This is a genomic window from Pseudomonas sp. FG13, assembly GCF_057809755.1.
On record NZ_JBMDKO010000011.1, the window covers coordinates 119,258 to 133,836 of the forward strand.

Below are 14,579 nucleotides of genomic sequence, written 5' to 3' on the forward strand. Positions count from 1 at the left end.
AGCCCGCAGTGAGACACCCTGTGGCGAGGGGATTTATCCCCGCTGGGCTGCAAAGCGGCCCCAAACGCTTGATGTCCATTAAAACTGACACACCGAGGCGTCAGTCTTGGGACTGCTTCGCAGCCCAGCGGGGATAAATCCCCTCGCCACAAAAAGCACCACAGTCCTGCCCTCAATCAAAAAAATTAACAACGTTTAACTCACGCATACACCCCCTCTGACACGACCATGGAGACCTCCCCCCCTCTCAAGGAAGTCATGTCATGAGCACCTTCATCACCCGCGACGGCACCGAGATCTACTACAAGGATTGGGGCAGTGGTCAGCCGGTTGTCTTCAGTCATGGCTGGCCGTTGAACTCGGACAGTTGGGAGGCGCAGATGATGTTCCTGGCGTCCAACGGTTACCGGGTGATCGCCCACGACCGTCGTGGGCATGGGCGCTCCAGCCAGCCTTGGGACGGCAATGACATGAACACCTACGCCGATGACCTGGCCGAGCTGATCGAGCGGCTGGACCTGAAGGACGCCGTACTGCTCGGTTTCTCGACCGGCGGTGGTGAAGTGGCACGCTATATCGGCCGTCATGGCGCCGCTCGCGTCGCCAAGCTCGGGCTGATCTCGGCAGTGACGCCGTTGATGCTCAGGACCCCGGCCAACCCGGGTGGCCTGCCCATCGAAGTGTTCGACGGTTTCCGCCAGGCCTCCCTGGCCGACCGTTCTCAGCTATACAAGGATGTGGCCAGCGCGTTTTTCGGCGCCAACCGTCCGGGTGCCAAGGTGTCCCAAGGCATGATCGACTGGTTCTGGATGCAAGGCATGCTCGCCGGCCACAAGAACACGTACGACTGCATCAAGGCGTTCTCGGAGACTGATCTTTCCGAAGACCTGCGCAACATCGACGTGCCGACCCTCGTGGTCCATGGCGATGACGACCAGGTGGTCCCCATCGAAGCCGCCGGCATTGCAGCCGCCAAACTGCTCAAGCACTCGCAACTGCTGGTCTACCCCGGCGCGCCCCACGGCTTGACCGACACCCACAAGGATCGACTGAACGCCGACCTGCTGGCGTTCATCCGAGGCTGATCGAGCATAGAACCTGTGGGAGCGAGCCTGCTCGCGATAGCGGTGGGTCAGCTTGTGACGACGTCGGATGTGTCGACGCTTCGCGAGCAGGCTCGCTCCCACAGGATGGTATTCCACAGGATCCTAATCGATGAATCGCAACGATTTACGCCGTCTTGACATGAACCTGCTGGTGATCTTCGAGGCGTTGATGTTCGAAAAGAACCTGACCCGCGTCGCTGAAAAGCTGTTCATGGGCCAGCCTGCCGTGAGCGCGGCGCTGGGGCGGTTGCGGGATCTGTTCGATGATCCGCTGCTGATCCGCCACGGTCGCGGCATGGAGCCGACGCCTCGGGCCATGGCGATCCTGCGTGAGCTGCAACCGGCCATGGACACGATTTCCGGCGCGGTCAGCCGGGCCAAGGCGTTCGATCCGTCCACCAGTTGCGACGTGTTTCGCATCGGCCTGTCGGACGACGCCGAGTTCGGCCTGTTCCCGCCGTTGCTGAGCCAACTGCGCGAAGAAGCGCCGGGCATCATCGTGGTGGTGCGCCGGGCCAATTACCTGCTGATGTCGTCGTTGCTGGGCAGCGGGGAAATCAGCGTCGGGGTCAGCTACACCACCGATCTGCCGGCCAACGCCAAGCGCAAGAAACTGCGGGACATCCCCTGCAAGGTCTTGCGCGGCGACAAGCGTCCGGGCCCGCTGACCCTGGACGAGTACTGCGCGCGTCCCCACGCCATGGTGTCGTTCTCGGGGGACCTGAGCGGCAACATCGACCTGGACCTGGCGCGTATTGGCCGGACCCGCAAAGTGGTGTTGGGCGTCCCGCAGTTCAGTGGCTTGCGGGCGTTGTTGGCCGGCACCGAACTGATTGCCACCGTGCCCGACTACGCGGCCTGCGCGCTGGTGGAAGGCTGCGCGTTGCGGGCCGAGGATCCACCGTTCGAGATCAACGCGGCCGAGCTGTCGATGGTCTGGAGTGGCGTGCATGACAACGACCCGGCCGAGCGCTGGCTGCGCTCGCGCATTGCCACCCACATGTCCCAATCATTGCCGGCCGCTGCCTATGCGGACCCGGACGGAGCACACCGATGAACGTCACCGACGAACGTACCCTGCAGGACTGGGGACTGCTGTTCCTGCGCCTCAGTGGCGCGCTGTTTCTGCTATGGGTCCACGGGTTGCCGAAGTGGCTGCACTACAGCGACGAGCTGACCCGCATCGAAGACCCGTTTCACTTGGGGGCGAGCCTTACCCTGATGTTGGCGATCTTCGCCGAAGTGCTGTGCCCGTTGCTGATCGCCGTCGGTGTCCTGGTGCGCCTCGCGTGCCTGCCCATCCTGTTCCTGTTGGCGGTTGCGCTGTGGGTGGTTCACCCGCAATGGAGCCTCGAAGAAGGGCAGTTCGGCTGGCTGCTGCTGATCATCTTTACCACTGTGTTCATCGCCGGGCCGGGCCGCCTGGCGCTGAATGCGCGTTTTACCGGAGTGTTACGCCATGTCTGAATCTCAAGCTGTCGAGCCCACAACGGGTGCTGCCACACCTGGCTTCGACGAAATCGTGACCCTGATCGTCAAGCACCGGGTCAAGGCCGGCCAGGACGCGGCCTATGAGGCCTGGTTGCGACGCATCGTGACCGTGGCCGGCAGTTGGCCGGGACACCTGGGCGTGGATGTGGTGCGAGGCAAGCAGGGCGGGTTGTCGCTGTTCACTTGCGTGCTGCGCTTCTGTTCCACCGAGGCCATGCAGCGCTGGCTCGATTCGCCCGAGCGCCGCGAGCTGGTGGAAGAGGCCACGCCGTTGCTGGCCGATGGTGACCAGACCGAGGTCGCGTCCCACAAGGAGTTCTGGTTCGCCCCGCTGGCCGACGCCTCCACGCCGCCACCGCGCTGGAAGCAGGCCGTGGTGACGCTGTTGGTCATCCTGCCGCACACCTTGTTGGTGCCGCTGATCTGGGGGCCCGTGCTGCAACTCAACGCATTTCTTTCCAACTACGTCGTTGCCACGTTCCTGATCACCCTGACCATCGTGCTCTCGGTCTGTTACGTGTGCATGCCGCTGGCGACCCGTCTGTTCGCACCCTGGCTGCAAGCCTCGACAGCACACGAGCATTTGGAATCCTGAGCTTGTCGAGCCGTTGTGCCTAGTCACAACCAGCTCCCTAGCCACACATTTTTTGATAGTTGAAGGAGAACCCTATGAACGCCGATCTGATTCTGTTCAATGGCCAGTTCCACACCGTCGACCGGGAAAAGCCCCGGGCCAGCGCCGTGGCCATCAGCCAGGGCAAGTTCGTTGTCGTGGGCACCGACGCCGAGGCCATGGCCTTGCGTGGCGGCAGTACCCAGGTCATCGACCTCAAGGGCCGCACCGTCATCCCCGGGCTTAACGACTCGCACCTGCACCTGATCCGCGGTGGCCTGAACTACAACCTCGAACTGCGTTGGGAAGGCGTGCCGTCCCTGGCCGATGCCCTGCGCATGCTCAAGGACCAGGCCGACCGTACGCCGACGCCGCAATGGGTACGTGTGGTGGGCGGCTGGAACGAATTCCAGTTCGCCGAAAAACGCATGCCGACCCTGGAAGAACTCAACCAGGCCGCCCCCGACACCCCGGTGTTCGTGTTGCACCTGTATGACCGCGCCTTGCTCAACCGCGCCGCGTTGCGGGTGGCCGGCTATACCCGTGACACGCCGAACCCGCCGGGCGGCGAGATCGTGCGCGACAGCAAGGGTGAACCCACCGGCATGCTGGTGGCGCGTCCCAACGCGATGATCCTCTACTCGACGTTGGCCAAGGGGCCGAAGTTGCCGCTGGAGTACCAGGTCAATTCCACTCGCCAGTTCATGCGTGAACTCAATCGCCTGGGGCTGACCAGTGCCATCGACGCCGGCGGTGGTTTCCAGAATTACCCCGACGACTACGCGGTGATCGAGCAGCTGGCCCGGGAAGAACAGTTGACGGTGCGCATCGCCTACAACCTGTTCACCCAGAAGCCCAAGGAAGAACTCAGCGACTTCAAGAACTGGACCGGCAGCGTCAAGCTGCACCAGGGCGATGATTTCCTGCGGCACAACGGCGCCGGTGAAATGCTGGTGTTCTCGGCGGCGGATTTCGAAGACTTCCTCGAACCGCGTCCGGACCTGCCGCCTGGCATGGAGCAGGACCTGGAGCCCGTGGTGCGGCACCTGGTGGAGCAGCGTTGGCCGTTCCGCCTGCATGCCACCTACAACGAGTCCATCAGCCGCATGCTCGACGTGTTCGAGAAGGTCAACCGTGACATCCCGTTCAACGGCCTGCCATGGTTCTTCGACCACGCCGAAACCATCACCCCGCAGAACATCGAGCGGGTCCGTGCACTGGGCGGCGGCATTGCCATCCAGGACCGCATGGCCTTCCAGGGCGAATACTTTGTCGACCGCTACGGCGCCAAGGCCGCCGAAGCGACGCCGCCGATCAAGCGCATGCTGGCCGAAGGCGTACCAGTGGGTGCCGGCACCGATGCCACCCGGGTATCGAGCTACAACCCCTGGACCTCGCTGTACTGGATGGTCAGCGGTCGCACGGTCGGTGGCCTGGCGCTGCACGAAGAAGGCCTGCCGCGCCTGACCGCGCTGGAGCTGTTCACCCATGGCAGCGCCTGGTTCTCCTCGGAGCAGGGCAAGAAGGGCCAGATCAAGGTCGGCCAGTTGGCGGACCTGGCGGCACTGAGCGCCGACTTCTTCAGCGTCGAGGAAGAAGCCATCAAGTGGATCGAGTCCGTGCTGACGGTGGTCGACGGCAAGGTGGTGTACGCCGCCGGTGACTTCGAAAAACTCGGCCCTGCCAGCGTCCCGGTGCTGCCGGACTGGTCACCGGTGGTCAAGGTGCCAGGTCACTGGCGCCCGACTTCGCCGTTGCAGGCCCAGGTTCACCAGTGCAGCGGTCCTTGCACGGTGCATTCCCATAGCCATGAGCGGGCGCGGCTGTCGAACGTCCCGGTCAGCGATTTCCAAGGCTTCTGGGGCGCGTTTGGCTGTTCCTGCTTCGCGTTCTGACAGACATCAACATCCCCCCTGTGGGAGCGAGCCTGCTCGCGAAGACGTCGGCGCATCCGACACCTTCGCAACAGGCACACCGCTTCGCGAGCAGGCTCGCTCCCACAGGATTTGTAACAACCATGTATAAGGAGTCATCCCATGAGCAATGCCCCTGTCTACAACCGCCTGAACAAAGATGATGCAGTCGTCCTGCTGGTCGATCACCAGACGGGTCTGATCTCCCTGGTCCAGGACTTCTCGCCCAACGAGTTCAAGAACAACGTGCTGGCCCTGGCCGACCTGGCGAAGTTCTTCGGTCTGCCGACCATCCTGACCACCAGCTTCGAAAAAGGCCCTAACGGCCCGCTCGTGCCGGAGCTCAAGGAAATGTTCCCGGACGCGCCGTACATCCCGCGTCCAGGCCAGATCAATGCCTGGGACAACGAAGACTTCGTCAAGGCGATCAAGGCCACCGGCCGCAAGCAACTGATCATCGCTGGCGTGGTGACCGATGTCTGCGTGGCATTCCCGACCTTGTCGGCGCTGGCCGAAGGTTTCGACGTGTTCGTCGTCACCGACGCCTCGGGCACCTTCAACGAAACCGTGCAGCAGGCCTCCTGGGCTCGCATGAGCGCTGCCGGCGCGCAACTGATGAACTGGTTCTCGGTGGCTTGCGAACTGCACCGCGACTGGCGCAACGACATTGAAGGCCTGGGCAACCTGCTGTCCCAGCGCATTCCGAACTACCGCAACCTGATGAACAGCTACGCGGCGCTGACTGCCAAGTAAGCTTCAGTGGTTGTTGCTGGACGACGCCCGCCTTGTGCGGGCGTTTTGGTTTTTGGTCGACTGACAGGCCGCCATCGCGAGCAGGCTCGCTCCCACATGGGTTTTGTGGTGGACATGTCTCTTGAAACGCCCGAATCCCCTGTGGGAGCGAGCCTGCTCGCGATGGCGTCAGCCCATTCAACCCTTCCCAACCTGTCTCACCCCGACCACAATGCTCAACTGAACTCCCTCACTGTCCACCTCTGGAGTGACAATGAACCCCTTCGAAGAAATGCGCATTTTTGCCCAGGTCATGGAGTCGGGCAGCTTCACGGCGGCGGCGGACCAGTTGGGGTTGTCCAAGCAATTCGTCAGCCGAAAGCTCATGGAGCTGGAACAGCGGCTGGGGGTTCGTCTGCTCAACCGTTCGACGCGGCGGCTGGATGTCACCCCGTTGGGCCAGCGCTATTACGAGGCCGCCTTGCGTCTGCTCAGCGAAATCGAACAGGTGGAGCTGGGCATCAGCGGACAGACCAGCGAGCCTCGCGGCACCCTTCGGCTCAGCGCACCGCTGTCTTTTGCCGTGGCGCACCTGGGCAGTCTGCTGCCGTTGTTCCTGGAGCGTTATCCGCAGGTCAGCGTCGAAGTGGACCTGAGTGACCGTTCGGTGGATTTGCTGGGGGAGGGCTACGACCTCGCGCTACGGATCGGGGTGCTGGAGGATTCGACCTTGATCGCCCGCCGCATCGCAACCATCGACCGGGTCTACTGCGCCAGCCCGTCATATCTGGCGCAACGCGGCACACCCTTGCGCCCCGAAGACCTGCGCAACCATGACTGCCTGCCCTATGGTCACAGCCGTCAGGTTCAATGGCGTTTTGGAGGAGGGGGTAAACCGCTGGTGTTGGAAGTCGCCGGGCGCATGCGCGCCAACAACGGTGATCTGCTCCGGGATGCGGCGATTGCCGGCATGGGTATTACCTATCTCCCCACCTTCATCCTCGGCGATGCGCTGAAGGACGGACGGCTGATCAAGGTCCTGGAGGGTTTCGAAACCGAGCCCCTGGCCCTGTCGGCGGTCTACCCGCAACATCGCCAGAGCGCTCCCCCGGTGCAAGCGCTGGTGGAATTTCTACGTGAGCACATGCAATGAGTGGCTGAGCTTTCAGCCGCCACCGGACGGCTGAAAGCTTGCGTGATACCAATCAGGCGGCCATATTGGCGCCGGACAGTTCCTTCTTGTACTGCGCCTTCATGGTTTCCATCTGTTCACCCAAGGCATCCAGCTTGGCTTTGCCCAGTACTTTCTTGGCTTGGGGGAACATCTCTTTTTCTTCTTCTTCGATGTGGTGCTCAAGCAGTTCCTTGACCACTTTCACCCGGCCGGCAAATTCCGGTTGGGAAGGATCGGTGGCCTTCAGGTCCGGCAGGACCAGTGAATCGACCGTGCGATGTTCTTCCTTGGCCTCGTAGTACATTTCGGCCTCGTCCTTGCCCCCCGCTTGCTTGAAGGCCGGGTACAGGATCTCTTCTTCCAGCCGGGTATGAATGGTGACTTCCATTTCCAGCTTCGCCAACAGGTCAGTACGTTTCTTGACGCCGCGTTCGGTGGATTCGCTCAGTTGAGCCAGAATACCTTTGACGCGTTCATGGTCAGCTTTCAACAGATCGATGGCGTTCATATACAGCTCCTCGGCAATTCACGGTTACGCGCCGGCTTCAAGCGCCGACGTCGCGTTAACCAAGGATTGCATCGGCCGTGCCAGCCAGGTGGCTTTATAAAGTTCTTTTAAAACAATGGGTTGAGATGGATGCCATTTTTATCATCGTGCAGGCTGCATGAAGAGGGGTCAAAGCGCCTTGCACTTTGCGTTGCCTGACCGAGAACCCCTTTGTGGGAGCGAGCCTGCTCGCGATAGCGGTCGTTCAGCCAATGATGAAGTCGACTGGCCTGGCCTCATCGCGAGCAGGCTCGCTCCCACAGAGGATTTTGCAGCTCAGTCGTCGAGCAATTGCCGCACCCGCTCGGCAATCGCCAAGCAAGATGTCAGCCCTGGCGATTCGATGCCGAACAGGTTGATCAGCCCAGGTACCTGGTGCTCGGCGGCGCTACTGATATGGAAGTCGCGGGAGGGTTCGCCGGGGGCGGAGATCTTCGGGCGGATGCCGCTGTAGGCCGGTTGCAGGCTGTGGTCGGGCAGGTCGGGCCAGTAAGTGCGAATCGCCGGGTAGAAGGTTTCGGCGCGCGCCGGATCGACCCGATAATCCTCGTGTTCGACCCATTCGATGTCAGGCCCGAAACGGGCCTGGCCCGCCAGGTCCAGGGTCATGTGGATGCCCAGCCCGGCGGCTTCCGGAGCCGGGTAGACCAGATGCCGGAAGGGCGCGCGTCCGGCAAGGCTGAAGTAATTGCCCTTGCACAAATAGTCGGGGGGCACTGTTTGCGCCGGCAGGCCCTCCATGCGACGGGCGAGGGCGGGCGCCTGGAGGCCGGCGGCGTTGATCAGTCGGCGGCAGGACAGCTTCATCTGGGCCGTGCCACCCAACTCCAGCAGAAACTGCCCCGCGCCGATGCGAACCCCCAGCAACGGCGTGTGGAAGGCCAGGTTCGCGCCGGCCGCTTCGGCATCGCCTTGCAAGGCCAGCATCAAGGCATGGGAATCGACAATGCCCGTGGAAGGCGAATACAACGCGGCGACACACGCCAGCGCCGGCTCCAGGGCCAACGCCTGCTCCTGATCGAGCAGGCGCAAGTCGTCCACGCCGTTCGTCAAGCCGCGTTCCAGCAAGACCTGGAGGCCGGCCACCTGCGCCGGGTCCTTGGCGACGATCAGCTTGCCGAGCCGGCGAGTCGTCACGCCGTGGCTTTCGCAATAGGCGTACAGCCGGTGCCGACCTTCGACGCACAACCGGGCCTTGAGGCTGCCCGGAGGGTAGTAGATGCCGGCATGGATGACTTCGGAATTGCGCGAACTGGTGCCCATGCCGATGGCGCTGCCGGCTTCGATCAACAGCACCTCATGGCCGGCCTGGGCCATCTCCCGGGCCACGGCCAGACCGATGACCCCCGCGCCCACCACCACGCATTCGATATCGACGCTCAACCTCATCTCTCCTCAGGGCTCTCTGGCGTTTCAGGGTAGTCCTGCCTGGGCAATGGGTGAAGTGCGATGGTGATGTTAAAAAATGTTAGATTGAAAAAATACTTCACAAGATCTGTTCATTGGTGGATGATCGAAACCAACCTGTAGGACAAAACTCGCTACAAGACCCACCAGAACGGTTCGTTGTCTTTTCCGGAGTGCCTCATGAATAACAAGAATGTCGGTGTGATTGGTCTCGGCGCGATGGGCCTGGGCATTGCCCGCTCGTTGCTGCGCGCAGGCTTCAATGTGCATGCCTGCGATGTGCGTGCCGCCGTCACCGAACAATTTGCCGGCGAGGGCGGGGTGGCCTGTGCATCACCCGCCGACATGGCGGCTCAATGCGATGTGATCATCACCGTGGTGGTGAACGCCGAGCAGACCGACACGGTGTTGTTTGGCGAGAACGGTGCCGTGCAAGCCTTGCGCGAGGGCAGCCTGGTTATCGGTTGTGCCACCGTGGCGCCGACCTTCGCCGTAGAGCTGGGCCAGCGCCTGGCGCAGACTGGCCTGCTGTACCTCGACGCGCCGATCTCCGGCGGCGCGGCCAAGGCTGCGGCTGGCGAGATGACCATGATGACCTCGGGCCCGGCGCCGGCCTACGCCAAGGCCGAAGCGGTCCTGGCGGGCATGGCGGGCAAGGTCTATCGCCTGGGCGATGTCCACGGCCTGGGTTCCAAAGTCAAAATCATCAATCAATTGCTGGCCGGCGTACACATCGCGGCCTCGGCCGAAGCCATGGCCCTGGGGCTGCGTGAAGGCGTGGATGCCGATGCGTTGTACGAAGTGATCACCCACAGCGCCGGCAACTCCTGGATGTTCGAAAACCGCGTGCCGCACATCCTCAAGGCTGACTACACGCCCCTGTCGGCGGTGGACATCTTCGTCAAGGATCTGGGCCTGGTGCTCGATACCGCCCGCGTCAGCAAATTTCCGTTGCCGTTGTCGGCCACCGCGCACCAGATGTTCATGCAGGCCTCCAGCGCCGGTTTCGGCCGGGAGGATGATTCGGCGGTGATCAAGATTTTTCCGGGCATCGACTTGCCGACCGCCAGGCCCGATTCGATCTGAGGAGCCGCCATGACCCCTTCCAACGCGCGCCCGCTGCTGGGCTGCATTGCCGACGACTTCACGGGTGCCACGGACTTGGCCAACATGCTGGTGCGCGGCGGCATGCGTACGGTGCAGAGCATCGGCATCCCCGGTGCCGAAGACGCTGAAGGCCTGGCGGCCGATGCGATCGTGATTGCCCTCAAGTCGCGGACCCTGCCTGTGGCCGAGGCCATCGATGAATCCCTCGCGGCGCTGGCCTGGCTGCGTGAACGGGGGTGCCAGCAGATTTTCTTCAAATACTGCTCGACCTTCGATTCGACCGCCGCGGGCAATATCGGCCAGGTGAGCGAAGCCCTGCTCAAGGCCCTGGACAGTGATTTCACCCTGGCTTGCCCGGCGTTTCCGGAAAACGGCCGGACGATTTTCCGCGGTCATCTGTTCGTGCAGGACCAGTTGCTGAACGAGTCGGGCATGCAACACCACCCGTTGACGCCGATGACCGACGCCAACCTGGTGCGTGTGCTGCAAGCCCAGACTTCCCTCGAGGTTGGCCTGTTGCGCTACGACAGTGTCGCCCAGGGCGTGGATGCAGTGCGGGCGAAGATGACCGAGTTGCGCGCCCAGGGCGTCGGCATGGCCATCGCCGACGCATTGTCCGATGCGGACCTGTACACCCTCGGCGCGGCCTGCGCGGACTTGCCCTTGCTGACGGGCGGCTCCGGGCTGGCCCTGGGGCTGCCGGACAACTTCCGGCGAGCCGGCCAGTTGAGGGACTTCGATGTGTCGACGCTGCCCCAGGTTCCTGGCGGTGAAGTGGTTTTGGCTGGCAGCGCGTCAATCGCCACCAATGGACAAGTGGCCGCCTGGCTCGAGGCTGGGCGGCCGGCCTTGCGCATCGATCCCGTGGCGTTGGCGGCTGGTGAGCCGGTGGTCGCCCGAGCCCTGGCGTTTGCCCGCGACGCGGCGGACACCGTGCTGATCTATGCCACCAACAGCGCCGATGAAGTCAAGGCTGTGCAGCAACAGTTGGGCGCTGGTCGGGCCGGTGCGCTGGTGGAGAACGCCTTGGGCGAGATCGCCCGGGGTTTGCGCGAGCAAGGTGTACGGCGTTTCGTGATTGCCGGTGGCGAAACCTCCGGCGCGGTGGTCAAGGCGCTGCAGGTGACGTTGCTGCAGATCGGCGCGCAGATCGATCCGGGTGTGCCTGCCACCCTCAGCAGTGGCGCGGAACCGCTGGCCCTGGCACTCAAGTCAGGCAATTTCGGCGGTCGCGATTTCTTCGCCAAGGCCCTCGCGCAATTGGCCGGAGGCGCCCGATGAGCCCCGAAAGCGCCTTGCGCGAAGAGATCTGCGAAGTCGGCCTGAGCCTCTATCAGCGTGGCTACACCGTCGGCAGCGCTGGCAACATCAGCGCCCGGCTCGACGATGGCTGGCTGATCACGCCGACCGATGCCTGCCTGGGACATCTCGATCCAGCGGCCATTGCCAAGGTCAATGCCGCCGGCGATTGGGTGTCCGGACACAAGCCGTCCAAGACCCTGGCGTTGCATCGCCAGGTCTACGACCGCAACCCGACGGTCGGCGGCGTGGTGCACACCCACTCCACCCATCTGGTGGCGCTGACCCTGGCCGGGGTCTGGCGGCCCGACGACATCTTGCCGCCGCTCACGCCTTATCAGGTGATGAAGGTCGGGCACATTCCGTTGATCGGCTACCAGCGTCCCGGCTCGCCCAACGTGGCCGAGCAGGTGGCGCAACTGGCCAATCGGGTTCGCGGCGTGATGCTCGAACGCCTGGGCCCGGTGGTCTGGGAAAGTACGGTGTCCCGGGCCAGCTACGCCCTGGAAGAGTTGGAAGAGACCGCGCGGCTCTGGCTGATGAGCAATCCCAGGCCCGAGCCGCTCGATCAGGCGGCACTGGATGAGCTGCGCGCTATCTTCGGCGCCGATTGGTAAGGGATCCGCCACAAGAACCAAAGCCTTGCACATCCAGTGGCGAGGGGATTGATTCCCTCGCTACCGGTGTCGTGCGGGCTGGCTGAAAAAACAATAACAACAGGATTCACTCCATGACCCACTTCAATCGCAGTTTTTGTCGCGCAAGCGTTCTCCCGATCCTCTCCGGAGGGTCGCGCCCATGAGCCCGGTCATCCTGATGATCACGGCCGGTGCCGGGATCGCGCTGTTGCTGTTCCTGGTGCTCAAGTACAAGTTCCAACCGTTCGTGGCGCTGATGCTGGTGAGCATCCTGGTGGCGCTGGTGGCCGGGGTGAAACCGGCCGACCTGGTGGCGACCATTGAAGGCGGTATGGGCAAGACCCTCGGCCATATCGCAATCATCATCGCCCTGGGCGCGATGATCGGGCGCATCATCGAGTTGTCGGGCGGCGCCGAGGCCCTGGCGAAAACCCTGATCGAACGCTTTGGCAACCGGCGTACACCGCTGGCCCTGACCATCGCCGGTTTCATCATCGGCGTGCCGGTGTTCTTCGAGGTGGGTGTCATCATCCTCATGCCGTTGGCCTATGGTGTGGCCCGCAGCGCCCGCAAGCCGTTGCTGGTGTTCGCCTTGCCGATGTGCGCGGCGTTGCTCACGGTGCATGCGTTCCTGCCGCCGCATCCAGGGGCCGTGGCGGCGGCCAGCCAGTTGGGTGCCGACCTGGGCCGTGTGTTGATGTTCGGCCTGCCGCTGACCGCCTTTCTGTGTTTTGTCGGCTATAAGGTGGCAGGGCGCATGACGCGTCGCTTCTATCCGATGACCGACGACATTCGCGCTGAAGTCTACGGCCCCCACGTCACCAACGAAGACCTGGCCGCCTGGAGCAATGGCAACGGCAGGGATCCGGTGCAAGCCGCCGTCGCGGTGTCCCATATGGGACTGGAAGAGTCCACCGGCTCGCTGGTCGCCAAGCTGCCACCGGCGCCGCCACCGGGGTTCGGCCTGATTGTGGGATTGATCCTGTTGCCGATCGTGCTGATCCTGCTGGGGACGCTGTCGACCACGCTGCTGCCGGTGGAATCCACGGTTCGTGGTGTCATGACGGTGCTGGGTGCGCCGCTGGTGGCCTTGCTGATCGACACCTTGCTTTGCGCCTGGCTGTTGGGCTCACGGCGAGGCTGGAGTCGCACCCAAGTGTCCGATGTGATCGGCTCGGCGTTGCCCGGGGTGGCGATGGTGATCCTGATCGCCGGTGCCGGTGGCGTCTTTGGCAAGGTGCTGGTGGACACCGGGATCGGTGCGGTGGTGTCCGAGATGTTGCGCACCACCGGGTTGCCGGTGCTGGCGCTGGGCTTTTTGCTGACCATGCTGCTGCGCGCCGTGCAAGGTTCGACCACGGTAGCGCTGGTGACCACCGCCGGTATCATCAGTCCGTTGATCGCGACGCTCGGCCTGACCCCCAATCACCTGGCGCTGCTGTGCCTGGCCATGGGCGGTGGCGGGCTGGCGATGTCTCACATCAACGACGCCGGCTACTGGATTTTCACTAAACTGGCAGGGCTCAACGTGGCGGACGGCCTGCGCACCTGGACCGTGATCACTACGCTGCTCGGTACACTCGGTTTCGGTATCACCTTGTTGATCTGGCCTTTTGTTTAAGGAATATCGGTATGCCTCGTTTCGCAGCCAATCTCAGCATGCTCTACCCGCAACATGATTTCCTCGACCGTTTCGCGGCCGCGGCGGCCGATGGTTTCGATGCCGTGGAATACCTGTTCCCCTACGAGTACGGCCCCGAGGTGCTCAAGCAGCGGCTGGATGACCATGGCCTCGTCCAGGCGCTGTTCAACGCCCCGCCCGGGGATTGGATGGCGGGGGAGCGGGGGCTGGCGACGTTGCCGGGGCGCGAGCAGGAATTTCGTCAAGGCTTCGAGCGTGCCCTGGAATACGCCGCGGTGCTCGGCAACTCGAATATTCATGTGATGGCGGGCTTGCTCCCGTCCGAAGCCGAGCGTGCCCGGCACCACGCCGTGTACCTGGAAAACCTCGCCTACGCCACGACCCAGGCGGCGAAAGCCGGGATCACGGTGTTGCTGGAGCCGATCAACACCCGGGACATGCCGGGCTTTTTCCTCAATCGTCAGGATCAGGCCCATGCCATTTGCCGGGAGGTGGGGGCGGATAACCTCAAGGTCCAGTTCGATTGCTACCACTGCCAGATCGTCGAGGGCGACCTGGCGAGCAAACTCAGGCGCGACTTCAGCGGTATCGGGCATGTCCAGATCGCCGGCGTGCCGGATCGGCATGAGCCGGACCTGGGGGAGGTTCATTATCCGTTCCTGTTCGGATTGCTGGACGAGCTGGGCTATGACGGCTGGGTCGGCTGCGAATACCGTCCCCGTGGCGATACCTCGGCCGGCCTGCAGTGGCTGCGGGACTGGAAAGCGTTCTAGGAACTGTGAGAAATGGTGGTGGGTCAGCCGGCTTTGATGTTGACTGATCCATTGCCATCGCGAGCAGGCTCGCTCCCACAGAGATTTCGGCTGTTCGCCAGATTCCCGTTCGCCATCAATCCCCTGTGGGAGCGAGC

At 63.1% G+C, this 14,579-nt stretch carries 14 protein-coding genes; 12 read left to right on the forward strand and 2 right to left on the reverse strand.

Going from position 1 to position 14,579, the window contains the following annotated elements; all coding sequences use genetic code 11:
- Window positions 1-263 precede the first annotated feature (263 nt).
- From ACODTO_RS12455 to ACODTO_RS12485, 7 genes are all read left to right on the forward strand, one after another.
- Window positions 264-1,085 (forward strand): alpha/beta fold hydrolase, encoded by an 822-nt coding sequence (locus ACODTO_RS12455; RefSeq protein WP_055129182.1) that lies wholly within the window; start codon window positions 264-266, stop codon window positions 1,083-1,085.
- Window positions 1,086-1,215: 130 nt separating this feature from the next.
- Window positions 1,216-2,163: a LysR substrate-binding domain-containing protein gene (locus tag ACODTO_RS12460; RefSeq protein ID WP_041024342.1), complete on the forward strand. Its 948-nt coding sequence runs from the start codon at window positions 1,216-1,218 to the stop codon at window positions 2,161-2,163.
- On the forward strand, window positions 2,160-2,573 hold the full coding sequence (locus ACODTO_RS12465) for a DoxX family protein (RefSeq protein WP_139643856.1): 414 nt from the start codon (window positions 2,160-2,162) through the stop codon (window positions 2,571-2,573). The genes ACODTO_RS12460 and ACODTO_RS12465 overlap by 4 nt, the downstream gene beginning before the upstream one ends.
- On the forward strand, window positions 2,566-3,192 hold the full coding sequence (locus tag ACODTO_RS12470) for an antibiotic biosynthesis monooxygenase (RefSeq protein WP_139643854.1): 627 nt from the start codon (window positions 2,566-2,568) through the stop codon (window positions 3,190-3,192). Before ACODTO_RS12465 ends, ACODTO_RS12470 begins: the two co-directional genes overlap by 8 nt.
- A gap of 74 nt (window positions 3,193-3,266) precedes the next feature.
- A complete protein-coding gene (locus tag ACODTO_RS12475; protein WP_139643851.1) occupies window positions 3,267-5,105 on the forward strand; it encodes an amidohydrolase in 1,839 nt (612 codons plus the stop codon).
- Between the two features lie 141 nt (window positions 5,106-5,246).
- Window positions 5,247-5,876 carry an isochorismate family cysteine hydrolase YcaC gene (gene ycaC, locus ACODTO_RS12480; RefSeq protein WP_024779330.1) on the forward strand — a complete coding sequence of 210 codons (630 nt, stop codon included), beginning with the start codon at window positions 5,247-5,249 and terminating at the stop codon, window positions 5,874-5,876.
- Between the two features lie 253 nt (window positions 5,877-6,129).
- The gene (locus ACODTO_RS12485) at window positions 6,130-7,008 is read left to right on the forward strand and encodes a LysR family transcriptional regulator (RefSeq protein WP_139643846.1); all 879 of its coding nucleotides are present in this window, start codon (window positions 6,130-6,132) and stop codon (window positions 7,006-7,008) included.
- 52 nt (window positions 7,009-7,060) lie between these two features.
- Here the strand turns inward: ACODTO_RS12485 and ACODTO_RS12490 are convergent, their stop codons facing one another.
- Window positions 7,061-7,537 (reverse strand): PA2171 family ribosome-binding persister protein, encoded by a 477-nt coding sequence (locus ACODTO_RS12490; protein ID WP_024779328.1) that lies wholly within the window; start codon window positions 7,535-7,537, stop codon window positions 7,061-7,063.
- A 315-nt stretch (window positions 7,538-7,852) separates the two neighbouring features.
- Window positions 7,853-8,959, reverse strand: coding sequence for an NAD(P)/FAD-dependent oxidoreductase (locus tag ACODTO_RS12495; protein ID WP_489106512.1), 1,107 nt, complete (start codon window positions 8,957-8,959; stop codon window positions 7,853-7,855).
- A gap of 204 nt (window positions 8,960-9,163) precedes the next feature.
- Between ACODTO_RS12495 and ltnD the strand changes: the two genes are divergently transcribed.
- From ltnD to otnI, 5 genes are all read left to right on the forward strand, one after another.
- Entirely contained in the window at window positions 9,164-10,069 is a 906-nt protein-coding gene (gene ltnD, locus ACODTO_RS12500; protein ID WP_489106513.1) for an L-threonate dehydrogenase, read from the forward strand.
- Window positions 10,070-10,078: 9 nt separating this feature from the next.
- A complete protein-coding gene (gene otnK, locus ACODTO_RS12505; protein WP_489106514.1) occupies window positions 10,079-11,371 on the forward strand; it encodes a 3-oxo-tetronate kinase in 1,293 nt (430 codons plus the stop codon).
- Entirely contained in the window at window positions 11,368-12,006 is a 639-nt protein-coding gene (gene otnC / locus ACODTO_RS12510; RefSeq protein ID WP_489106515.1) for a 3-oxo-tetronate 4-phosphate decarboxylase, read from the forward strand. The genes otnK and otnC overlap by 4 nt, the downstream gene beginning before the upstream one ends.
- A gap of 181 nt (window positions 12,007-12,187) precedes the next feature.
- Window positions 12,188-13,648 carry a GntT/GntP/DsdX family permease gene (locus ACODTO_RS12515; RefSeq protein ID WP_175386863.1) on the forward strand — a complete coding sequence of 487 codons (1,461 nt, stop codon included), beginning with the start codon at window positions 12,188-12,190 and terminating at the stop codon, window positions 13,646-13,648.
- Window positions 13,649-13,659: 11 nt separating this feature from the next.
- Window positions 13,660-14,442: a 2-oxo-tetronate isomerase gene (otnI, locus tag ACODTO_RS12520; RefSeq protein WP_489106516.1), complete on the forward strand. Its 783-nt coding sequence runs from the start codon at window positions 13,660-13,662 to the stop codon at window positions 14,440-14,442.
- Window positions 14,443-14,579 lie beyond the last annotated feature (137 nt).